We start from the raw sequence: 23,768 nt of genomic DNA on the forward strand, positions 1-23,768 counted from the left end.
TATTAGGAGAATACTTTGAATCCAGAAAAATTTGAACGAACGCAGTCAAGTCTGCTTATTCCAGAAAAATATATGGATGAGTTTACCTCGAGGACTGAAACTATTTCGAGAGAGGATTACTTGCACGAATTGTTGGAGAGATACAGGAATGTGTTACTTTGGAGGACTTTTGAAAAGTTGGATTGTGTTAAAACGGTGTATCAGGAAGAAGGGCAGAATCTTCAGAAGAAGAATTTTCGTCCTGAGAACGCAGATTGGATTGAGCTTGGTGAGTTTGCTCAATGGCTTGGTATTTCCCGAACGGCTCTTTTTACTCTTCTTTTGTTGCTTGACATTGCCGGATGGGACATAATCATCCCTGCCAAGTTCTATGACTTTGGAGTTCCACCCAAGGTCAGTTCGATTGCGATAGGAGTCTATCTCTCAAAGAGAAAAACTATCCGATACAATAGGCTGATACGACATAAGATGCGGCACTGAAGAAACTAAAAAAGCCGGGAGAAAAAAATAAAAAATAACTAAGAAAAAGCTATGCCCTGCTTGGAATAAACTTATTACAGCTCTATGAATTTAGAGTTTTCAAGAAATCTAGTGATTCTAAATGGTATTTACAATGAAAAAAGTTTATAAACTACTTATTTTAGAAGATGATCCAAATTCAGTACTCTTAGTAGAAAAAGCCTTAGGTAGGTATAATTTTCAGATAGACGTTGCACAAAATGGAATCGAAGGGCTTATCAAGGTCAAGAAGAAAAAATACGATTTAATTATTAGCGATATTATGATGCCTGGAATGGATGGATTAGAATTTATCGAAAGAAGTGAAAATTTTACTACAGGAATACCTATCATTATGCTCACTGCCGCAGGGGATAAGGATCGAGTATTGAGAGCAGCTCAAAACAATGTAGCGCAATATTTATTAAAGCCGATTCGTCCAAGAATTTTATTAGAGAAAGTTTTAGAAACTTTAAAGTTGGATTTAGATAACCTTGTTGACATCAAACTTTTACCTTTTCGGTTACTAGTGAAAGTAGAAGTAGATAACGTATTGAACTTTCAGTGGGTGGGTTGTCCCGAAAAATCAAATCAAGAAAATATAATAAATGATATTAGTCGTTCAGTATTGAATTATCCAAAAATCAATACTTATCTATTTGAGTTAGGCGCAAGCCTCATTTATTTTAATGAGTCTTTACAGTTGATCGAAGATGCAATTACTACAATTCTAATGAGAAATCCAAACTGTTCACCAAACGATATAACTTTAAGAGGAGAATTCTTGAAAGATGTTTCTGTTAATGAATTGCATTCTTTAAAATACTTATCTAAATGCAATATTAGCAGATAATAAAAAATTCATGGATGTAGAACTACCTCAAAATGAAAAAGAACGAATTCAGGCTTTATTAGAATATCAAATTTTAGATACAGAGCCAGAAAAAGCATTTGATGATCTTGCAATGATTGCACTTAAAGTTAGCAATACTACGATTGCCTTAATCAGTTTTGTTGACACGGACAGAGTATGGTTTAAGTCCAAGATTGGCTTGGAAAAGGAAGAGGTATCACGCGAACTTGCATTAAGCTCTTTTGCAATCATAAACTCTTCATCTATTATAGAAATTCAAGATACTTTATTAGATGAAAAATTTTGTCATCACCCCCTTGTTGTATCTGATCCCAAAATCCGATTTTATGCAGGGGTTCCTTTGATTAATTCACAAGGATATTCTCTTGGAGCTTTATGTGTCATAGACAAATCTCCTAAAATTTTAAGCAACGATCAAAAAGAATTTCTCATAACTTTGGCTAATCAGATTGTTTATTTACTTGAACTGCGAAAAGTAGTTATAATTCAAAAGAGAATCATTCAAGAAAAAACTCAAATTGAAGAAAGCCTTAAAAGCAGCAAAGCAATATTGAAAGGTATATTAGACAACATCAACTATGGAATTATTGCTACAGATTTGGATGGAGTGATTCAATCTTTTAATAAAAAAGCTGAGACAATCCTTGAGTATAGTGCCTCTGAACTTATTGGAAATTTTACTCCAATAATATTCCATAATAAAGAAGAGATACAGTCTTGTGCAAAAGAATTATCTAAGGAATACAAGAAAGAAATTCAACCCGATTTTTCAGTCTTCAAGGAAATTGCGAATCTGGAAATAACAGAAGATCGAGAATGGACTTATATTAAAAAAAGCGGAGAAAATATTCCTGTTTACCTCACCGTAAAATTGCTATACGACAGCGAAAAAAAGGCTATTGGGTTTCTTGGACTCGTGATAGATATTTCTGAAAGAAAGCAAGCAGAAATCCAAATTAAAAAAGCAAAAATTGCTACCGAAGATGCAAACCTTGCTAAAACAAATTTCTTAGCTAATATGAGCCACGAAATCAGAACTCCTATGAATGGCATTATCGGGATGACTGAACTATTATTACAAACAGAGTTAAATGACGAACAACTTGAGTACGCAAAAGTTATCAGTGATAGTGGAGAAAATCTGTTAACATTGATTAATGATATTTTGGACTATTCTAAAATTGATTCAGGCAGGATTGAGCTTATAGAAAAACCTTTTGACCTTCTTGAGCGTATTGAAGGGATTATTGAAATACATTTTCCAAAAGCAAACAAAAAAAAATTAGATTTGTATTCAATTATAGATCCTAAGCTACCAAAATTTGTGTCAGGTGACTCAATGAGAATAGAGCAGATCATTACAAATCTCTTAGACAATTCGATTAAATTCACAAACGAAGGAGAAATTGTAGTTAAAGTAAGCGTTTTAGAGTATGCACAAGATAAATCCTTGATTGAATTTTTAATCAAAGATACAGGTATCGGAATTTCTGAAGATAAATTAGGAAAGCTATTTCTAGCATTTTCTCAACTTGACTCTTCATCTACAAGAAGGCATGGAGGGACAGGTCTCGGTCTTGCCATTTCAAAAAAATTAGTCGATCTAATGGATGGGGACATAGGAGTAAAATCAAAACCAAATGAAGGCTCGGAGTTTTATTTTCAAATATGGATGAAAAATGGTACGTTAGACGAAATCATTGATCAAGAAACAAATGATTTTACGAAGCAGAAAATACTTATTTATTCTCCAAAAATTTCCATTCTGAATAATTTAGAAGTACTTCTTAATAATTGGGGTGCAAACACGATTCTAATCAACTCTGATGAAAAATTTTCAGAGGCGATAAATATGAAAGAGCAGGTGGATGCCATAATAATAGATTACGACTCAATTTCTCAAAAATCTCCGAGCACCATTGAAGAAATACGAAAACAAGAAAACCTAAAAGAAATTCCTCTAATTGCAATCACCTCCGAAAATCAAAAAGAAATCACAGACAGAAAAAAAACAGATGATTTTCTATTTTTGACACTAAAGCCAATTTCACAAAAAAAAATTAAAATGGTTTTAATTTCTGCATTTTCTAAAAAGCAACTTATCTCCAATAGGAAAATTTCTTCAACTACAAATAACCAAACGAGTTCTACAAAAATTTTATTAGCCGAAGATAACTCTCTGAATCAAACCTTGTTTACTCGAATCTTTAAAAAATTGGGTTACGCAATTGATATTGCCAATAATGGCTTGGAAGTGATAGAGCTTTTAGAAAAGAAAAAATACGATATAATTTTTATGGACATTCGGATGCCTGTTTTAGATGGACTTGAAACAACAGAACAAATCTGCAAAAAATATCAGGATAAGAAACCTATCATCATCGCTATGACCGCAAATACAATGGACGAAGAAAAAGAAAAATGTATTTCGGCCGGAATGGATGATTTTATAAGTAAACCTGTTTCTTTGGACAGTATTCAAAAATTACTCGATAAATGGGAAAAAATAAAATCTATTTAGAGCATTTTTACAAAAGCGATAAAAATAACAATTGTAATAATTCGTACATTTTATAGAATATACATAAATTTAGTTTACGGTGGTGAGTTATGAAAAGACTCTTTCGTTTATCACAATATGTTTTTTATATTTTTTTATTTCTTTTTACAATTTCCATAAGTAGTCAAGAAAATAATTTGATCTCTGTCGCAACTTTTGTATCCGGTGAAGTTTGGTATAAGCACAGTGGCAAACTCGAAAAAGTAAAAATCAATACAGTCTTTGGCAAGGACGATGAAGTGGCAACCAAGGCAGGGAAGGTAGATATTCAAGTTGGTCCAAATGCAATTCTAAGATTAAATAATTACACTACACTGAAATTCAAAGAATTGTACGAGGTCGGTGATGCACAAAAAATCAATCTCGCTGTAAATTCAGGAAATGTTTACACAAAAATTATAAAAAAACTTACAAAAAACTCAGAGTTTAAGATTGAGAATGATACTTCTGTTGCGGGTGTGAGAGGCACAGAATTTTTAATCAGCGAAACAAAAAATCTAAACAAAAAATACGACGACTCTGATGTTGACCCAGGAATCTATGTCAATGATGGCAGCGTAGAAGCTGAAAGTAAAAACAACCCAAATCAAAAAGAATCCTTATCGGCAGGGCAAGAAGTTGTTACAAAAGGTGGAGAAATGAAAAAAGGGATACTACAAGAATATATCAAACAGAAGATGGAAATTTTTAAAACATTAGATGTGATGAAGGAAGAAAATTTTAAATTATTGAAAGAACAAAACGAAAAAAATAAATCCTTAATGAATGATATAATCAAAGGAAAAAATAATTAGAATTTGTGGTTTGTGAATATATTTTATTTTAGATATTTGCAGGAGAGTCATGGGAAAAATAAAAGTTATAGCGCATAGAGGGTACAGTAGCCACTACCCTGAAAATACTATGCTCGCTTTTCAAAGAGCAGTCAATGTCAAAGCAGATATGATCGAGCTTGATGTCACCCTTACCTCTGATTTTGTTCCTATTGTAATCCATGATGATACATTAAAAAGAACTGCATCCGTAAAAGGTAAGGTTCGAAATACACCCTACGCTACAATCCAAAAATTAGAAGCAGGGTCATGGTTTCATAGAGATTATAGGGGAGAGAAAATTCCACTATTGCAAGACGTTTTAGAGTTTGTTGCAAATAACCCAGTTGAGTTAAATATCGAAATTAAATCTGAAGCTCACGACAAAAGAGTATCAGAAAAAAATATAGAATCACAAATACTCCCACTTTTAAGAAACTACAGGATTTTAAATAAAACAATTATTTCTTCATTTGAGCCGGACATTCTTTTGCGATTGAGGAAGCTATCGGAAAATATAAAATTGGGCTTTATATTTGATCGAAAGAAAGGCAATATCAAAGACCCATTTTTATTTGCAAAAGAAATTCAAGCGTATTCGATTCATCTTCATAAAAGGTTGATAAAGAAATCGATTGTGGAAAGGGCTAAATCTGAAAATTTACAGCTTTATGTATTTACTTTGAACAAAGAATCGGATATGGAAAAAATGCAAAAATTAGGAGTGAACGGAATGTTTACTGATTACCCGGAAAGGCTACAGAAGTTACTGTCCGAAAAATAAGTCACAGCGATTAAAAAAATTTTATCAAAATAGTATAAAAAAAATATTTTCCACTTGCATCAAATTAAAAATATTAAGAAAAGTAATCTGTGTTCGAATTAGCTTGTCCAAACTGTGGGTCGAAAGTCCCATTTATAAGTAAATCTTCATTATTTGCAGTTTGTCCTAATTGTAAATCTTCTTCAATCAGAAAAGATATGGATTTAGAAACTTACGGAAAAGTTTCTGAACTTCAAGACGACTCTTCCCCACTGCAAATTGGAACTACTGGAAAATATCTAAATAACTCGTTTTCTATAATCGGTCGGATTCAGTTAAAATACGAGCTTGGTTTTTGGAATGAATGGTATTTCATAGATGACAAAGGAAATGCAGGATGGATCGGAGAAGCCATGGGACAGTTCATGGTGACAAGATTGAAGAAAATCGACAACCCTGAAAAATTGCAATTTGGAGTTGACTTAGATAGAAAATACAGCTCTTACTTAGTGAATAAGACAACCAATCAGCCTATATTTGCCGGAGATGCTATTGCAATTAATAAGAAGGAATGGATCATAAAAGAAATTACTGTAGCTACGTGCGTTAGTGGAGAAGGTGAACTTCCTTTTAAATTTGATAGTGGCTACACTGCTGTATTTGCAGACCTTTCAGATTATTCAGATAATTTTGCTACTCTTGATTTTTCGGAAGAGCCGCCACTTCTTTTTACTGGAGACATGACCGACTTTGACAGTTTGAATTTTCAGAATTTGAAAGATCCGAGGTTTTCCGAAAAACTTGCAGGAAAGGAACCAAAGTCAATCAGTTGCACTTCTTGTGGTGCACCATTAGTGATTAATTTTCCACAATTTACAAACACGGTATCTTGTCAGTACTGCGGAAGTGTCTTAGACACCACAAACCCCGAACTGAAGATTTTATCTCAATTCAAATTAAAAGAAAAATATACTCCTATTCTTCCATTGGGTGCAAAATGCAATCTCTACAATCAAGAATATACTGTTTTAGGGTACATGAGGCGAAAGACATTAGTTGATAAAATTACTTATTCTTGGGAAGAATATTTATTGTACAACCCAAAAGGATATATTTGGCTAAATTGCAATGAAGGGCACTGGATGGTATTTAAAACAATCAAAGGGATTCCGGTTGTAAATTCAACTGTTTCACGCCCGACTGCATCATACCATAAAGACAAATATCTTCTATTCACTTCTGGTGATGGTGAAGTAGATTACGCTATTGGTGAATTTTACTGGAGGATAAAAAAAGGAGATAAAGCTGATCTACAAGATTATGTAAGCCCTCCACTTATGCTTTCTCTTGAAAAAACTCCATCTGAAATAATATGGACGAGAGGCGAATATCTTGAAAAAGAAGTAGTCAAAAATGCTTTTCTTATGCAATCTCCCCTTCCAGACGGAAAAGGTATTGCCCCATCACAGCCAAATCCACATCAAAAAACATGGAAGAGAAATTGGAAAATTGCAGTATTGAGTTTTGTTGCTGCAATTATTTTTCAGATAGGTTATTGCAATCATTCGGCAAACCAAAAAGTCTTTAACAAAGAATATACTTTTCTTAAAAGTGCTGGTGATAAATCTTTTGTTTCAGAAGGTTTTCATCTTGATGGGAAAGAAAAAAATGTTTCGATTGAAGTCGAGTCTCGACAATTAAACAATAACTATATATATTTTGCAATCGCTTTAATTAATTCTAAGACAGACGTAGCCTTAGATACGGGTATTGAGCTTAGTTATTATCACGGAGTAGATGACGGAGAAAGTTGGTCTGAAGGCTCGACAAAAGAATTTATAATCATAGAGGATGTGGAAGAAGGAGATTACTATTTAAGAATAGAGCCTGAATCAGATGTTGCTTCGTCTTTAAGATATGAGGTTACAGTAGTGCGCGATACTCCACGTTATACCCCATTTATACTTTTCTTGATATTTATTTTTCCTCCAATTTTTGTATCACTTTTTAAATACAAAAATTTTGAATCTGACAGGTTGCAAAATAGCGATTACGCTAATTCATATAGCAGTAGTTATGATGATAGTGATGATGAAGACGAGTAACACAATACAATTACAAAAAAGGTAGAACAAAAATGAGTTTTCTTAAAGGTTATCTGTATCCAATTTATGCGACAACTTTATTTGGATTTCTTGCTTACGGGAATATTATCGGAACTGGTGGTGCTGATGTAGATGAAGTGGAAAATGTGCCCAAGACTGTGAGGGAAAATCCCGGAGTGTATCGATCCCACTTCATCAATTACATGAAGTATTCCGGGGGAAAATAAAATCTAACAATTGAAAAAAGCATTATTTTTATCTGTTTTTATAATTTCAACCTGCGGGTTGATTTATGAATTACTTGCTGGAGCCTTATCCTCCTATTTACTTGGAGAATCTGTTACCCAGTTTTCATTAATTATCGGTGTGTACCTGTTTGCTATGGGTATAGGAAGTTTCCTTTCTAAATCACTTGAAAGCAATCTAGTAGAAAGATTCATAGATATTGAAATTTTAATCGGGATCGTGGGTGGTTTTAGCTCGGCTATACTTTTTTTAAGTTTTAGCTTATCGAATTCTTTTAGGATTCCATTATTTTTTATTGTAGTAGTGGTTGGAATTTTAGTTGGTCTTGAGATACCCATACTTCTTAGAATCCTAAAAAAGCATGTAGTATTTAAAGAACTTGTTTCTAAAGTGCTTGCATTGGATTATGTTGGAGCACTATTTGCATCCATTTTATTCCCATTATTTTTAATACCTAAACTTGGCTTAGTAAGAACTTCGTTTTTATTTGGTTTGTTAAATATTTCTGTAGCACTATGGACAACCTGGGTTTTGCCGGTTTCAAACAGGGCGTTATATTCACTTCGAGCAAAATCTATTTTTGCTATTACAATTTTAACAATTGGTCTAATTTTTTCAGATCATATTACTGAATTTTCAGAAGAAAGCTTGTATGCAGACGAGATTATCTTAGCAAAAAGTTCTCAGTTCCAAAGAATTGTGCTTACAAGATGGAAAGACGAGATGCGTCTTTTTTTAAACGGTCATCTTCAATTTAGCACCAGAGATGAATATAGATACCATGAAGCATTAGTTCACCCGGCTATGAGTGGACATAAAAATCCTGAAAATATACTCGTGTTGGGGGGCGGAGACGGAATGGCAGTAAGAGAAATTTTAAAATACAAAACTGTAAAGAAAATTTCTTTAGTGGATTTAGATCCAGTAATGACCGACTTATTCAAAAGTAACGATCTGCTGAAACAATTCAATCAACATTCTTTGTCTGATAAAAAAGTTCAGTTAATCAATGCAGACGCATTTAATTGGTTAGAAAAAAATCAAAACTACTACGATGTAGTGATCGTTGATTTTCCCGATCCGAGCAATTATTCCATCGGGAAACTCTATTCGACTACTTTTTATAAATTACTCAAGAAAAATCTAAACCTTGAGTCTGTGGTTTCTGTTCAATCCACTTCTCCTCTATTCGCCAGAAAATCTTTCTGGTGTATAAATAAAACGATACAATCAGCAGGAATAAAAACAAAAGCGTTTCATGTCTATGTTCCTTCATTTGGTGAATGGGGATTTGTTTTAGCCGGGAATACAAATTTTTTAGACCCAAAAAGAATTCCAAAAGATCTAAAATTCTTGAAAGAAGAAGAGTATTTTAGATTATTTCAGTTTGCGAAAGATATGGAAGAAGTCGATACTGAAATTAATAGATTAGACAATCAAGTGCTTGTTAGATATTACGATGAAGAATGGAAACAAATAACACCTTACTAAAAATTTTGAAAACAGAAATTGCTTTTGTATTTCTGCTATTTTCCTCCTCAATTTCGGCAAATCCGATATACCTTGGGATTGAACCGGCAAAATATCTTATTGGCGACTTCTCTCCAGAAAAATACTTTGAAGCTTACGAAGGACAAAAAGATAAAAAAGTTATCTATCTCCGCAAAGACGTTATTCTCGCATTAAATAAGATGCTGCGTGATTTTGATAAGGAAAGAGAAAATAAAAGCAAACAAAATATTTTTCTTGTTTCTGGTTTTAGAAGTTTCTCTCACCAAAAAAATATTTGGGAAGGAAAATATCGTGGCGATATAAAAATGAGCACAAGTATAAAAGGCAAGACTCCAGAAGAAAAAATTTTTTTAATTCTTCAATACTCCAGTGCTCCCGGAACTTCCAGACACCACTGGGGAACAGATTTCGATATCAATGTATTAAGAAATGATTATTACGAAAAAAATGGACATGGAGAATATTTGTACAATTGGCTAAAAAAAAATGCTGCTAAATATGGATTTTGTCAGCCTTACAACGAATATTATAAAAGAAATAATGCAGGCTACTTAGAAGAAAAATGGCACTGGTCTTACGCTCCAATAGCAAATCAATTATTGAAAGACTGGGTCCATTACAACAGCAACTCATTTTTAAAATATTCAGGAAGATTTTTGGCTTCAGAATATTTAAAAGAGTTACCCTATGAATATGTAGTTTCTGTAAACAAAGAATGCAATGAAATCAAAACAAATCATTTCTATTAAACTCTTCAGAAAGTTAGTAATCTTTATTTTCTTTGTAACTTCTTCTGCAATTTTTTCAGGAGAATTTTCAGGTTGGGATGTTGGAAAATCTACAAGTACATTATTCATCGAAGGTAGAAAAGTTTTTGAAACTTCAAGAAAGTTCAGTTCCCCTGAATTTTTAAATGAAAACCAGAAGATTGATTTTTCTTTTTATCTTACAGATTATTATCTTCGAAAAGAAGATAAAGAAGGAATCGCAAATGTAATTTTTTTTCTTCGGAGCGAAAAAGGAGATTACAAACTTGCAGATTATTTTATTTCCTCGTTGTGGAGAATGAAAAAAAATGATATTGATGGAGCCAAAAAAAAGCTAAACGAATTCATCGAAATATCTACAGACAATTACCAAAAAGCTTTAGCTTCTCAGATAATAAATAGTTTTACTCAAAAAAACAATCCTCCAAAGTTAGATGAATCTCCAGAAAAGTTAATTTGTACAAGAAACCAAAATTACTATTCTTTGTGTAGATTTCTTAAATTAAAACACCAGATAGACCAACTTAGTCATGAGAGTAATAACCGACATAGGGACTATTTGAATTTAGATAGAATTCTTGCTCCATTTTTTGAAGAGTATATCTTGAATTATCCTCACCTTATTCATTGGATTGTGCCTGAATTATCAGAGAAATTAGCCTATTTGGGTTTTGCAAACGAAGCCATTCACTTTCAAAATATAGTTCTTCAAAAAGAGCAGATGACCGGGACAGCGAAAATTTCTACTTACGAAAAAATTTCATTCTATCAAATGCTTAATGGAAATTTGCTTAATGCCGAAGAAATTTTGCACCAAGCAATTCGTTTATCAGTAACAAAATCTATAGAAGAAAAAAATCAAATTTATTTGAAGTTAGGTGCTATTGCATATATTAGAAAAGACTATAGGCAATCATTAAATTATTATATGAATCTTGATTTTAAAAAATGGGATAAGACGATTTATAATCCTTTTCGATTTGAACCAATTTCTATTAATGAAGCAAAAGACTTGATTTCAGTTTCAATCTGGAAAGTTCGTGGGCCAGTTAAGGCAATTAAAGCACTCAAACTTATTCAAAAATCCAATAAAAAATTAGACGAAGAAGAATTGCTCATTCGAACCCGAATAGCACAAATTATATTCCCAGATAAACCAGAGACCGCAGAAAAATTAGCCGACGAAATTATTTATACGGCTCAAAGTAGAGGTTGGAAAAGAGCCGAATACGCTGGGACTTTACTGCAAGGGTATATTCATATTATAAATAAAAATTACAGAAAATCAGTAATCCATTTTACAAAAAGCTATGGAATCCTTGGAGAAAGTAACCCTGAAATGATATCTGAAAGAATTCGACTTAGTGGTATTATTTCAGCACACATAGCGTCAGGTGAAAGTGCTCCAATTGAAAAATTGCTTCTTACTCTAATAAAATATTTACGAACAGAGCTATTGAACGATGATCTTTCAATAATCAAGTATTACTTGGATTTGCGATTTGACTACGAATCTTTGATAAAAAAATCTATTACCTATTTATCAGATACAAAAAATTACTCTTCCTTGTTAAAACTTTTATATTCTACAAACAAAGCCAATTATTTTCTCTCTGGAATCAATTCAAAAGGAGTTCTTCAAATTCCTTTTGTTTCAAGAAGAATGAGTTTGTACTACACTTTTCGACCCAAAGATGAAAAGAATTTTTTTTCGAACATTCAAGATAAATTAAGAAAGCAAGAATTTGAAAAAGGTGTGGAATTGTTCGATGACTATGAGGACACAATATTTTCACATATAAAAAATCCGATCCTTGCCGGATTTGCTTATCAAAAAGAAATTTATTTATTTTTTTATCTTCCTGAAAAAACTTCAGATTCTCACTGGAAGTTGGTTAAATTTACTTCCTCAGATTACAAAGGAAATGCATACAACAATGCTCTGATAGAATTTTCTGAACAAGTTCCACAAGACAAGGTACTTCAAATTTACTTTAATTCTATTGGTATAGATATTCATCAATATCTAAGATCAAAAAGAAATAAACAATATAGCTTGTTTCATAATTTTTCTATAGCAGGGGGAAAAAATAAACAAGAAATTACGAACCTTACCCCAATTGCCATACTCCCAAACAATAAACCAGTTTTAGGAGTTCAAAATTATTCTATCGCCAATTTTGAAGGCACAAAAACATTCAATGAGAAACATAGACTGCATATATGGAATTTTCAAGGAGCAAAAAAAGATTCTGATTCTTTAGGAATTGAAAACTATTACTGGACAACAAATAATAAAGAATTCATCTCGTTTAAAAAAATGCAAAGGAGATTGGATGCAAGGATTTCTCCTAACGCATTAATTTTTACATCGGACACTTTAAAAAAATCTTTTTGGGATTCATTGTCAGGTGATTTTTATCCATTTTGTGATTTTTGGTTTAGAAAAGGTGTTGATACAATTTACTATATTCCTTCACTAAATTTTGAAAATGAAAAACATATCAAACTTATAAAGATTCTCTCTTCTCCATTAAACTCTTCAGAAGAGTTGTACAAAATTTCCGTAAATAGCAAATCTATTAGTGATGATATAATTTTAATTCAATCTACTTTAAAATAATATTATATATGGCATACTTGCAAAAATTCTTTCATGGAAATATATAAAATCCAATACTCAAAGAAAACCAAATTTACTAGTGGTACCCAGTGCAACGCAAGGGCTTGACAGTAGTGTCATATATTCTTTAGATCTTCGATTAGTTTTTCAATAGTTTCTTTTGCACCTTCAGGGGTTGCAGCTACTCGTATATGGCTTTCCAATCTGGTAAGTGAAAAAACTTTCTTTACGTTGTCAGTCAAATTTGTAACAATAAGTGACCCTCCCCTTCTTGTAAGCCAGCCTTCAATTTGAATCAAAGCTCCAATAGCAGATGAATCTATATGGTGTGCCTTGGACATATTGAATATTACAAATCTATATCCTTCTTCCATTTGCTTCTGAATCATTGCCTTTAAATCTGGGCAATTGTACAAATCTATATCCCCGGGAATTGAGTGTTCAAAAATTCTGTTGTGAACATCTACTCCTTCAAGATCAATTATTTCAGTGCGTCGTCTATGCAAATCAGCTCCATCTGCCATAAGTTGTTTACTGACAGTTGAAGAATAATCTTTTAGCCTTGTCTCTATAGATTTTAAACGATTTAGAACTGGAGTTAAAGAGTCCGGAGATATAGAAAGATTTTGCTCAATTTTCACAATCATCCTATGAATGACTTCTTTTGCTGCATCAGGATTTTTTCCTGCACTAAATCTAGATGCTTCAATCATAGCTTTTGCTGATCTTGAAATAAGTGTTTCCGTTAAAACATCCGGGTCGAAAGCAGAAGACTTTGCTGCAAGTTTTTGATCAATATTTCCCTTCACTGTTTCAAAAGACATATTTTGCAGTATATTGTAATAAGATACATCAACAGAAGCTAGGGCTCCTGCTTTTGCTATTTTAGCTGGATCAGTCTCACAATTGATTACAAAATTTCGGATGTCATCAGAACGTACATCCCCTGCTTGAATTGTTAATACGTTTCCGTCTAACGTATATGGAATGTCATTCAATAATTCAACAAAATTCAACCCTTCAGGAAAGGTAATTTTTATTTCAACTGCCTGACCGTATAATGCTCCAATATCTCCGAATTCTTTGAAGAATATTTCAGGTGCTTCTTCGGGGTTTGCAATAAAATAAAAATTTCCGCCTCCGGCAACCGAAATTTCTCTAAGAGTTTCTTCGCTAAAATCATCTCCTACGCCTATCGCAGTAGTAGAAATATTTCTTCCAAGATGATCTGCTGCAATTTTTTTTAATTGAGCTGGGTCTTTGATTCCAAGAGTTGCTTGACCATCAGTTAAAAGAATAAGCCTTCTATAGGAATTTGGGATGGGAGCAGATTCCACTGCTCTTAACGTCTGAAGCCACCCACCACTCAAGTTTGTGGAAGTGCCCACTTGAATACTTCGCAATTTATCAACAATCATACCTTTGTCGGTTAGCTTTGTTAATGGCTGAATAATTTGAACATCCGCAGAATAGGCAATAATTGCAACATAATCATTTCTAGTAAGCCAATTGACAAGGTATGAAGCCGCCTCAATAGTAGAGTCCATTTTTTCACCTTTCATAGACCAACTTTTATCTATCGCAAGCCCTATAACTAAAGGAGGTCGCTGAGTCATAGCGTTTGCTGGTGTTTTCAGTCTTACCAAAAGATGGTTGCTTTCTTTGCCGGTAGATAATACAGGATATTTTTCAAATTTGATCTCGAGTTTCATGTGACCTTTTTCAAATGTTTAGATACCAATTGCAATCAGAATAATGTATTTATAGGCTGATTTTAAAAATTATTTAGTGTATGTCTATAGCTTGGCATATTTTTATCGTAGCGAAAATCTTTCGCTTTGTTTTTTTTGAAGTTTTTTCTTCTTTTTTTTAGTTTTTCTTCTTATTCGTCAGGTTTTTGTCGTATCAGCCTATTGTAGCGGGTCGTTTTTCTCTTGGAGAGGTAGGCTCCCCCCGCAATCGTGGTTACCGGGGTGGGAACTCCATTCTCGAAGAATCTGGTGAGGAGAATTATGTCCCATTCGGCAAGGTCAAGCACTAACAGAAGAGTAAAAAGAGCGGTCTTTGTGGTGCCAAGCCAGTCTGCAAGAATGCCAAGCTCAATCCAGTCATCGTTATTTGGGGTAAAATTCTTCTTCTGCAAATTTTGTCCGACTTCTTGGTAAGCCTTTTTCACCCTCTCCATCTTCTCAAAAGTACCCCAAAGAATCACGTTTCTGTATCTATTCAACAGTGCGTGCAAATATTTTCGTCTCGAAAAACCTGTCGTTCTTCTATTAAACTCGTCCATGTATTTTGCCGGAACAAGCAAGCTCGATTGTGTTTCTACATATTTTTGTGGATTCATAAATTTCTCCTTAAAGTAAATTTTTCTACTCTCCTTTATAAGGTAAAAAAATATCACGATAGAAATAAAATTTTTGCAATTTTAAAAAATTTTTTTTAGTTTTTACAGAAAAAGTCCCAAATCTGCACTAAATGTGTAATCTTTTTTTAATCCCCCAAAAAAGTGGAGTTCCCACATTTTCGCACGAAAAGTGTAAGATCTGCACTTAACGCGAAATTTCAAAAACTCTACTAAAGCTCAAAACCTCATCCTAAAAGATAAACGTATTTGCAAAGATTCTACCTCCACTATTTCCAACCTCAGACTTCAAGCATCAGTCCTCCGAATTGGAGATCCCACATTTTTGCGTGAAAGGTGAACAATTGGTATAAAACATGCACTTTACTTAAAAGAGTGGAGATCCCACATTTTTGCACGAAAAGAGCAAAATCTGAACTAAAAGCGAAATACTAAAAACTATACTAAAGCTCAAAATCTCTATCTACAAGATAAACCAAATTAAAAAAATCATAACTCATCTATTTCAGTCCTCGGGTTTTTCGTCTTCTGTCCTCCGAATTAGAGTTTCCACCAAATAAGTCTGAAATCAAATACTTAAAGAATATAAAACTTCAGGATTAAAAGTAAACGCTAACAGATAAAATTTTAAAACTAATCGAAGACTTAAGTGAGAAGAATAATAAGAAAGTTATTTCTTTTATTAAAAATCTTCAACCGGAGAAAAAAGATATATCTGAGTTGACACATAAATGGGGAAAGTTGCGAAAAAAATATACAGGGACTATAAGCGATAGCACTTTAAATGAAATTATGACAGCGATTTACGAAGCAAAGGGAAAAAAATATGGTATGGATTGAATCAAAAAAAGTAAAATGAACATCTATTCTCCCGTAAGGTAGATTATATCTGCGATTGAAGAGTTATCCTCTGAAAATTGAAAACCTTTTTTTCTGAACATAGAAACAGTAAGAACTTTTAGTCCCATTTTTTGAAGCCTGTAAGTTACTCCCATTCTGTTGTCGCTATGAACCCTACCGTTGATATGGACAAGTTTTTTACCACGAGTTTTACATTCTGTGTAAATTGAATCTGCCATTGCAGAATCCCAGAGAGCTTGTGCATAAAGAAAATTTTTTTTATCTAGTTTTAAGTTATGTACGGGTAAAAAAGACAAAATTTTTTTTTCATATTCTGGAGTTATATTTTCTTGGATTTGGTTTAGAGGAGGGATGTATTTTCTTGACTCTTTAGGGAGCTTCCACAATTCTTCTAAACCCTTTCTCGAAACCAAATTCGCATAACGTCTCGGCACATTTGAAGCAATTACAGGGATTTGTTTTTCTTTTGCAAAAAAAATAATTGGTCCATAGTGAGCCTTTAAACTATTCCAATTTCTAATTTCATGAAAAAGGTTCCCTTCTTTCACAAATCCTAATAAAAATTCGTCTAATACTATCTGTTGGTCTTTTTCAAACATTTCAAAAGAAATAGAAAACTGCATCTTATCACTTAGAAATTTTATAAGTTTTAGTTTTTCGGCATGACCTATAGCATCGTCGTGCTCTTCACCTAAAATGAGAATATCGTTATCAATAAACTTTTTCTCAATTTGTAAAAACTCAATTTTTTGTTTTAGAGAGGTATCAAAAATATAGGGAAATATATTTTCTGCGTAAACAGGAATAGAAAAGAAAAATACAATACTTGCTACAAAGGAAAAATTCTTTTTTAAAAAACTAAAAAAAATCCTAAACTTAGGATTTAATACTATCATAAACTTTGTAAGCCTACTCAAACAAATAGCCGGGAGTTTAGTCCCCCGGCGTATATATAATTGAAAGAGATTGTCCCTATTAAGGAGTTACAGAGATTACTTCGTCTCTATTCACTAAATTTACGATATGTTTGTATTCAGCAGAATTTTTTCCGTATTTTAATTCGGTTGCTCTAAGCAAATGAACGTTCTTCTTATATCTGAATTTAAACATTTGATCTTCAGAACCACCACCGTATTTTCTAATCATATTTTCTTCAAAAGCGTAGCAGCTTGCAAGATATTTATGAGCAGGGTATTCTTTCTCGTTATCATCAATTTCTAAGTAAAGCTCAAGAATAGGAATACACTGTGGAAGATTTTGCAAGTCGTATTCAGCAATGATCCAAGCCCTATAAACATCAGATAGTAGTCTTTTGTATTCAGCTCTTTCTCTTAAATCAGGATTTGTGATTTCATCTAAGTGATTAATTGCTTTTGTAAAATAAGAAACTGCTTGTTGTTTTGCAGTTAATTTTTCTCTTGCAACGATTCTTTCTTCTTTTGTTTTTCTATCAATTTTTTGCCAGTACCATTTCTCATCCAAACGTTTCTTTTCAGCTTCGTCTTTTCTGAATTGTTCAACACTTTCTCGCATTTTTAAAATAGTATTCATTCCGGATTGATAATTTGACAAAGCCAATCTGAATTTATTGTTTGCGAAAGATTTGGACAATTGGTGTAGCTCTTGGAAAGCCTTGTGATAACCTTTGAAGTCAGGATTCTTCCAAAGAGCTTCGTCTTTTTGAACTTTGTCTTTTAAAGTCTTCTGCTCAGGAGAAAGCTCCTTATCGTTATCTTCTGGAACTAATTCACCTTTCAAAAGCTCATCTTTTGGCTGATCCCCTGTTTGAGGATTTTGTCCCTGCGGATTTCCTTGTGGTTGGTTTTGAGCAAAAAGCCCAATCAATCCAAAGGAAAGAAAAATAATGAAAAATATTTTTGTCATCTTCATTTTAAACACCTTGTTATCTCTTTCAATAATTTAAAAGAATAGAAATACAAATTCCACTCTTCCTTAAAAATATCGGTTTTAATCACATTAAGATAAACCCGTCTTTTAAGTAAAAATATAAATTTTTTAAAAATTAATTTATTTGCGAAGGGACATAATCTTTACCCTTTTTTAAAATATAGTACTGCAATTAGTTTGGCTATTTCTTTATTGGCATTAATTATAGAAATTGTATGAAATTGACGGAACATTTAGCTATTAGGGAAGGAAAATCGTCATGCCTTATTTGTGGAGGAGTTGGATTTACCCTTGAGCACAATATTCCAGGCTCAAAAAGTAGTGTTTTGAGTATTTGTAATTGCACCTCTACTGAATGCTTAAAGTGTGAATCAAAGGGTAGGCCACCATATTTAGCTTACGACAAAGCGATTGAAAAAATGATTCCTTGTTTTTGCCATAAAGTTCGCATAGAATTGAATAGACTGGAAGAATTGATGCAAAAGTCCAATATCCCTGCGAGGTACAGGTATAAATTTCTTTCTGATATAGATTTGAGCGATAAAAACAATTTAACTCTTTTCGCTGCCCACGACTGGGCAAACTCTCTCATCTTGCACTTGAATGATTTTGAGTATTGGGAAAAAAATAATCAAGAAAAAAAAGGAATGTATTTATGGGGGGGAACAGGCTCAGGGAAAACTCTTCTTGCCTGCGTTATCCTAAATGAATTGATATTTCGTTATGGAGTAGAATGTCGCTATGTAAAAATCAACATGGATTTTTTGGATGCGTTGAAAGACACTTATCAAAGAGACAGTGAATTTCATGGAAAAGAAAGATCGATTCTGTTAGACTTTACACAGGTAGAGGTTTTAGTTCTAGATGATTTTGGAGTTCAAAAAGACACAGAATGGGCTTTGTCAAAACTGTATGACCTAATTGATGCAAGATACGAAGAAGAAAAGCTTACCCTCCTAACGTCCAATTCTTCTATTTCAGATTGGAAAGAAAAAGGTTTTGGCAGAATTTATTCCAGACTCTATGAGATGACTAGAGAATTACATTTAGACTGTCAAGATTATAGATTGAGATTTCAATATGAACCCGGATAAATTGTGTCTTATTTCCCTTGGCTCAAATATAGGGAATAGAGTTCACTATATTCATCAAGCTGAGCTTTTGATTTCACTACACCCGGAGATTCAGATTGAAAAAAAATCTTCTCTATTGGAAACAAAAGCACTTGAGGTAACTAACCAACCGGATTTTATTAACTCTGTAATGAAAATCAGAACCCATCTTGCGCCGGAATGTCTTTTAGGGGTTTTTCAAAACATTGAATTTAAAATAGGGAGAATCAAAAGATTTGAAAAGGGGCCAAGAGAGATAGACATTGATCTGTTGTATTTTTCTGATTTTCGTATAAACACAAATGCACTGACCATTCCTCATCATTCTCTTTTTACAAGACCATTTATTCGTAAGTTGATTCAAGAAATTGGCGAGGAAACAATTTATTCTAAAATTGGAGACTTAGAGCATGCGTAATATTATAGAAATTTTTAAGAAAAAAAAACTATCCAAGACTCCCATTTCTGTTGTTACCTGTTACGATTATACATTTTCTAAAATAATTTCTGAAACAGATGTTGATTGTATTTTAGTGGGTGACTCACTCGGAATGGTTATCCAAGGAAATGAGAGTACTCTTCCGGTGACTTTAGAAGAAATGATCTACCATTCAAAGTCAGTTCGCAAAGGCTCACCTGATAAATGTATAGTTTGTGATTTGCCTTTTTTAAGTTATCAGGTAAGTATTGAAGAAGGAATTCGATCAGCCGGAAAAGTTATGAAAGAGTCCGGTTGCGATGCAATTAAAATAGAAGGAGGGGGCAACTATATGTTTGAGCTGACGAGAAGATTAAACGAAATAGGAATCCCTGTCATGGGACATCTCGGACTCACTCCACAATCTTTCCAAACTCTTGGTGGGTTTAAGTTGCAAGGGAAAGAAATATCTTCTCAAGAAAAAATGAAACAAGACGCAATCCACCTTGAAAAAGCAGGAAATTTTTCTGTAGTACTCGAAATGATACCTGAAACTTTAGGAGAAGAAATCACGAAAAATCTTTCTACCTCAGCTACAATCGGAATCGGAGCCGGTAGAAAAGTTGATGGACAAGTTTTGGTTTTATACGATTTGTTAGGTTTTGGGAAAGATTTCCACCCAAAGTTTTTAAAAAAATACGCAAGCCTTTATGAAGTTATAAAAAATGCGTTAGACAATTATTCTAAAGAAGTAGAATCACAATCCTTTCCAGAAGAAAAAAATATTTTTTAATCTTCAGAAATTCTATTAAATTAGCTGCTTTACAAGTTCTAGTAAGTCTTCGCCTTCAAATGGTTTTATAAGCCATGCGACTGCACCTGCTTTTTTTCCGGCTTCTTTTAGCTCTTCGCTGGATTCGGTAGTGAGTATAACTATCTTCATATCTTTTCCGTTTGGCATTAAAAGAACATCTCTTGTCAGGTCTATTCCATTCTGCCCGGGCATATTTACATCAAACACTCCAAGATCAAACTTTTCGGCTTGAAGAATTTTTTTTGCTTCTTCTGCGTTAGGTGCAGTTTTCACGTCATACCCTTCATCGGATAAAGTCATGTCCACTATTTTTAGTACCGTGTTTGCATCATCTACTGCGAGTATTTTCTTCATACTAATCTCCTTAGTTTTCAATTTCCAGAAGTGGAAAACGTATAGAAACAGAAACATCGTATTCGCTTTTATTCTGAACATTATTATTCTTTATAGTAAAAATTCTAAATTCCCCTTTGTGAAGTTCGATAATTTTCTTCACTACAGATAGCCCGATACCAGCTCCAAACTCTTCTAAAAAATACCCTTCGTGAGAAACTGTACTTATGCGATAAAACGGCTCAAAAACCTTATCTTGATGCTCTTCTGAAATCCCTATAGTTCCATCTTGATTGTGGTGGGCTGGGTTGATAATTTTAATTTCTAAAATTTTTTCTTTTACAAATACTATTAGATATATAGTTTCTATGTTGTTGGAATACTTCATTGCATTTATGAGCAGTTCGAGTATTGCAGATTCCATAAGCTCTCTATTGAAAATAATTTTTGCATTGAGTATAGATTTTGGAATTGAACTGACAACCAATTTTTGATATTTCATATTCAGCATGGGTTTTATTTTTGTTTTGCAAGTTTCAAAAAATTTTGCTAGTTCAAAGATTTCGATTTGATCTTTAACCAACACATCATTCATTAAAATTGTCTGTGCTTTCACAAATCCATTCACTAGATTTTTTGCAGAAGTATAATTTTCTTTCATTAGCTGGAATGCTTTTTCTGAAATCTCTACCTTTTTCGTATCGGGGTTTACATTCGCTTTGGAAACAAGTAAGCTAAGAGAAGACAACAATCCACCAAAACCACCACCATGAAAAAGTCCTATGTTTACCTGACGTATAGTCTTTGCTGCGATAGAATCAATCTTAGTTTTCTGAAGTTCTTTCTTCCATTCAAAAACTTGTAGCAACTCTTTAAAATGTATTTCTTCATTTTCAGAAATTGTTTTTAATTTATTTCTCAGTTTATAGATTTCATAAGCCTTTTCTAATTTACTTTTCAAAAAACCTATTTCAATCGGTTTAATTAAAAAATCAAAAGCCTTGTGGCTACTCAAAGAAGAAATGATCAAATTGGTATCAGCAATTCCTGAAACAACAATACAAATAATTTCAGAATTTTCTTTTATTACTTCTTCGATTAATTCGTTCCCGTCCATTTCTGGCATGATCATGTCTGTAAGTAATATATGAAATTGTGAAGTGCGAAGTTTCTGTAGTGCTTCTTTTCCACTCTTAGCAAGCTCATACTTGTAATTTAAGGAGAGCATCATCTCTCCCAACACTTCGAGCATGTCTTTGTTGTCATCTACAACTAAAACTTTTGGAGTCATGGACTTAGCCTATTGTCATATATTTTCTGACATTGCGAAACCAATTCTTCAACGATAGAATCTAAAGGCATTTGAACCGAGATAGCTCCAGATAGATAGGCTTCCCTTGGCATTCCATACACAACACAGGTTTTTTCGTCTTGCCCAATCGTGAATGATCCTTGTTCAAACATTTTTTTAAGTCCGTAAGCCCCATCTTTTCCCATTCCTGTAAGGATTACGCCGATTGTGTTTTTACAGATAGAAGTTTCTGCAATTGATTGAAATAACACATCCACTGAGGGTCTGTGTCCAGATACTTTTTCTCCTTGAAAAATTTCTACACAGATAGATTTATTTTTTTCCTTTATCGCAAGGTGAGATTCTCCACCCGGTGCTACATAGGCTACTCCATCTTTTAAAACATCTCCCGATTTTGCTTCTACTACTTCTAAAGCGGACAAAAGGTTTAGTCTTTGTGCAAATAGTTTCGTAAATCCCTCGGGCATGTGTTGAACTATTACGATAGGTGGAAGCCCTTCTGGAAGTTCGATTAAAATATCTCTAAGTGCGTTTGTACCTCCGGTAGAGGCACCGATTGCAATCAAGCGAACATTAGTTTCGCTTATTTTTTTTTGTGATAGTTTTTTTTCTTTAGCTAAAATTTTTTTTGTTTTGGTTGATTTTATATTTGCCTTGCTTGCAATAATTACTTTTTCAGTAAGCTCGTTGATAGTTCTTTCCATTCCTCCTTCTTCACCAAGAGGTTTGGTAACAAAATCAACCGCTCCCGCATCCAGTGCTTCGAGGGTAATAGATTGCCCTTCTGATGTAAATGAGCTGACCATGACTACGGGGATATAGTACTGCGGGATTAGTTTTTTTAAAAACTCTACTCCGTTCATCTTTGGCATTTCCACATCAAGGGTTAAGACATCAGGTTGCAACTCTACTATTTTGTCTCTTGCTTCATAAGCGTTAGACGCTGTTCCTATGACTTCGATTTGGTCTGACTTGCTTAATCCTCTTGATAGAATGGATCGAATAATAGCTTGGTCATCGACAATGAGAACTCTAATTTTTTTCGACATGACCAATGCTCTTTTTGTAAATTGAAGGATAAATCTGTTTCAATCCAAATTTATTGAATAGCAAAGATTCTGTTAGTCCAATAAATAGATAGCCGTTGTAATTTAAAAAATCATTTAGCTGCCCGATGAGGTTATCTCTTGTTTCATCATCAAAATAGATTAACACATTTCTAAGGAAAATGATATCAAACTTTCCTTGAAAAGGAAAATCTTTTCTTAATAAATTCAAAACTCTAAAATCAATCATTCTTTTTATTTTAGGTGAAATTTCTGATTTTCCGTTTTGCAATTTTGTTGTGTATTGCTCTCTTAGATAGCTCGGAAGTTTTTCTATAACAGATTCTCTGTATTCTCCATGACATGCAGTTTGAATAGCTCTGCGAGAAACATCAGTTGCCAAAATTTTTATACTGCAATTGCAAGGTTGATTCACTCGAAAAAATGCATCTAAGAGCATGGCTACAGTGTAGGCTTCTTCACCGGTAGAGCATGCAGCTACCCAATATTTTAATTTATGCTCTGGCAAATCTTCGAGCTGGTGTTTTTGTTCAGGAAAAATTTTCTGGGTTAGTATTTCAAATTGGGTATCTTCTCTGTAAAAATATGTATGGTGGGTGGTTACTTTGTCTATAAAATCATTGAGCAAGTCTTCATCTTTTTCTTCTAAAAGTTTATAAAAAAGCTCTTTGTAGTTTTCAAGTTTGTATTTGATTAAAATGGGAATCAAACGATTGTTTAAAGTACTCAATCCGTTATGCGAAAACGTAACTCCGGTTTTTAGTTTAATATATTCTAAATATCGAATATATAAATCTTCAGTAAGCCCAAGCATAGAA

Annotated in this window: 21 protein-coding genes; 13 read left to right on the forward strand and 8 right to left on the reverse strand. The window is 33.3% G+C overall.

The genetic code is table 11. From position 1 onward, the window contains the following. Window positions 1–72 precede the first annotated feature (72 nt). The 10 genes from HS129_10590 to HS129_10635 all read left to right on the forward strand — a co-directional run bounded on the left by HS129_10590 (window position 73) and on the right by HS129_10635 (window position 12,760). Window positions 73–480 (forward strand): DUF1564 family protein, encoded by a 408-nt coding sequence (locus tag HS129_10590; GenBank protein MBE7412486.1) that lies wholly within the window; start codon window positions 73–75, stop codon window positions 478–480. Window positions 481–613: 133 nt separating this feature from the next. Then, on the forward strand, window positions 614–1,351 hold the full coding sequence (locus HS129_10595; protein ID MBE7412487.1) for a response regulator: 738 nt from the start codon (window positions 614–616) through the stop codon (window positions 1,349–1,351). Window positions 1,352–1,361: 10 nt separating this feature from the next. Further along, window positions 1,362–3,893: a response regulator gene (locus tag HS129_10600; GenBank protein MBE7412488.1), complete on the forward strand. Its 2,532-nt coding sequence runs from the start codon at window positions 1,362–1,364 to the stop codon at window positions 3,891–3,893. An 89-nt stretch (window positions 3,894–3,982) separates the two neighbouring features. Continuing rightward, entirely contained in the window at window positions 3,983–4,726 is a 744-nt protein-coding gene (locus HS129_10605) for a FecR domain-containing protein (GenBank protein ID MBE7412489.1), read from the forward strand. A 49-nt stretch (window positions 4,727–4,775) separates the two neighbouring features. Next, on the forward strand, window positions 4,776–5,528 hold the full coding sequence (locus tag HS129_10610; protein ID MBE7412490.1) for a glycerophosphodiester phosphodiesterase: 753 nt from the start codon (window positions 4,776–4,778) through the stop codon (window positions 5,526–5,528). Between the two features lie 89 nt (window positions 5,529–5,617). Then, a complete protein-coding gene (locus tag HS129_10615; protein MBE7412491.1) occupies window positions 5,618–7,612 on the forward strand; it encodes a DUF4178 domain-containing protein in 1,995 nt (664 codons plus the stop codon). Window positions 7,613–7,644: 32 nt separating this feature from the next. Further along, window positions 7,645–7,839, forward strand: coding sequence for a hypothetical protein (locus HS129_10620; protein ID MBE7412492.1), 195 nt, complete (start codon window positions 7,645–7,647; stop codon window positions 7,837–7,839). Between the two features lie 10 nt (window positions 7,840–7,849). After that, on the forward strand, window positions 7,850–9,349 hold the full coding sequence (locus HS129_10625; GenBank protein ID MBE7412493.1) for a polyamine aminopropyltransferase: 1,500 nt from the start codon (window positions 7,850–7,852) through the stop codon (window positions 9,347–9,349). Further along, window positions 9,325–10,119 carry a M15 family metallopeptidase gene (locus tag HS129_10630; protein MBE7412494.1) on the forward strand — a complete coding sequence of 265 codons (795 nt, stop codon included), beginning with the start codon at window positions 9,325–9,327 and terminating at the stop codon, window positions 10,117–10,119. The genes HS129_10625 and HS129_10630 overlap by 25 nt, the downstream gene beginning before the upstream one ends. Beyond that, entirely contained in the window at window positions 10,091–12,760 is a 2,670-nt protein-coding gene (locus HS129_10635) for a hypothetical protein (GenBank protein ID MBE7412495.1), read from the forward strand. Before HS129_10630 ends, HS129_10635 begins: the two co-directional genes overlap by 29 nt. Window positions 12,761–12,876: 116 nt before the next feature. On the opposite strand, the gene HS129_10640 is transcribed toward HS129_10635, so the two are convergent. From HS129_10640 to HS129_10655, 4 genes are all read right to left on the reverse strand, one after another. After that, window positions 12,877–14,472, reverse strand: coding sequence for a VWA domain-containing protein (locus HS129_10640; protein MBE7412496.1), 1,596 nt, complete (start codon window positions 14,470–14,472; stop codon window positions 12,877–12,879). A gap of 170 nt (window positions 14,473–14,642) precedes the next feature. Continuing rightward, window positions 14,643–15,107 carry a DUF1564 family protein gene (locus HS129_10645; protein MBE7412497.1) on the reverse strand — a complete coding sequence of 155 codons (465 nt, stop codon included), beginning with the start codon at window positions 15,105–15,107 and terminating at the stop codon, window positions 14,643–14,645. 881 nt (window positions 15,108–15,988) lie between these two features. Further along, window positions 15,989–16,882, reverse strand: a complete 894-nt coding sequence (locus HS129_10650) for a ChaN family lipoprotein (protein ID MBE7412498.1) — start codon at window positions 16,880–16,882, stop codon at window positions 15,989–15,991. Window positions 16,883–16,961: 79 nt separating this feature from the next. Then, window positions 16,962–17,876: a hypothetical protein gene (locus HS129_10655; protein MBE7412499.1), complete on the reverse strand. Its 915-nt coding sequence runs from the start codon at window positions 17,874–17,876 to the stop codon at window positions 16,962–16,964. Between the two features lie 233 nt (window positions 17,877–18,109). Here HS129_10655 and HS129_10660 point away from each other — a divergent pair, with 233 nt between their 5' ends. From HS129_10660 to panB, 3 genes are read left to right on the forward strand one after another with little or no spacing between them, the layout of a single operon-like run. After that, the gene (locus HS129_10660) at window positions 18,110–18,988 is read left to right on the forward strand and encodes an ATP-binding protein (GenBank protein ID MBE7412500.1); all 879 of its coding nucleotides are present in this window, start codon (window positions 18,110–18,112) and stop codon (window positions 18,986–18,988) included. Further along, window positions 18,975–19,424, forward strand: coding sequence for a 2-amino-4-hydroxy-6-hydroxymethyldihydropteridine diphosphokinase (folK, locus tag HS129_10665; protein ID MBE7412501.1), 450 nt, complete (start codon window positions 18,975–18,977; stop codon window positions 19,422–19,424). The genes HS129_10660 and folK overlap by 14 nt, the downstream gene beginning before the upstream one ends. Next, on the forward strand, window positions 19,417–20,217 hold the full coding sequence (gene panB, locus HS129_10670; protein ID MBE7412502.1) for a 3-methyl-2-oxobutanoate hydroxymethyltransferase: 801 nt from the start codon (window positions 19,417–19,419) through the stop codon (window positions 20,215–20,217). The genes folK and panB overlap by 8 nt, the downstream gene beginning before the upstream one ends. 15 nt (window positions 20,218–20,232) lie before the next feature. Here panB and HS129_10675 read toward each other — a convergent pair whose 3' ends face one another. Genes HS129_10675 through HS129_10690 form a run of 4 tightly spaced genes read right to left on the reverse strand, consistent with a single transcriptional unit; the run spans window position 20,233 to window position 23,764 of the window. Further along, window positions 20,233–20,592, reverse strand: coding sequence for a response regulator (locus HS129_10675; GenBank protein MBE7412503.1), 360 nt, complete (start codon window positions 20,590–20,592; stop codon window positions 20,233–20,235). A 10-nt stretch (window positions 20,593–20,602) separates the two neighbouring features. Then, window positions 20,603–21,862 carry a response regulator gene (locus HS129_10680; protein MBE7412504.1) on the reverse strand — a complete coding sequence of 420 codons (1,260 nt, stop codon included), beginning with the start codon at window positions 21,860–21,862 and terminating at the stop codon, window positions 20,603–20,605. Beyond that, complete coding sequence (locus HS129_10685; protein MBE7412505.1) at window positions 21,859–22,938, reverse strand: chemotaxis response regulator protein-glutamate methylesterase; 1,080 nt, start codon at window positions 22,936–22,938, stop codon at window positions 21,859–21,861. Before HS129_10685 ends, HS129_10680 begins: the two co-directional genes overlap by 4 nt. Then, window positions 22,916–23,764 carry a protein-glutamate O-methyltransferase CheR gene (locus tag HS129_10690; protein MBE7412506.1) on the reverse strand — a complete coding sequence of 283 codons (849 nt, stop codon included), beginning with the start codon at window positions 23,762–23,764 and terminating at the stop codon, window positions 22,916–22,918. The genes HS129_10685 and HS129_10690 overlap by 23 nt, the downstream gene beginning before the upstream one ends. Window positions 23,765–23,768: the final 4 nt, after the last annotated feature.

The sequence above is a fragment of the Leptospiraceae bacterium genome (assembly GCA_015075105.1).
In the GTDB taxonomy this organism is placed as follows: Bacteria; Spirochaetota; Leptospiria; order Leptospirales; family Leptospiraceae; genus JABWCC01.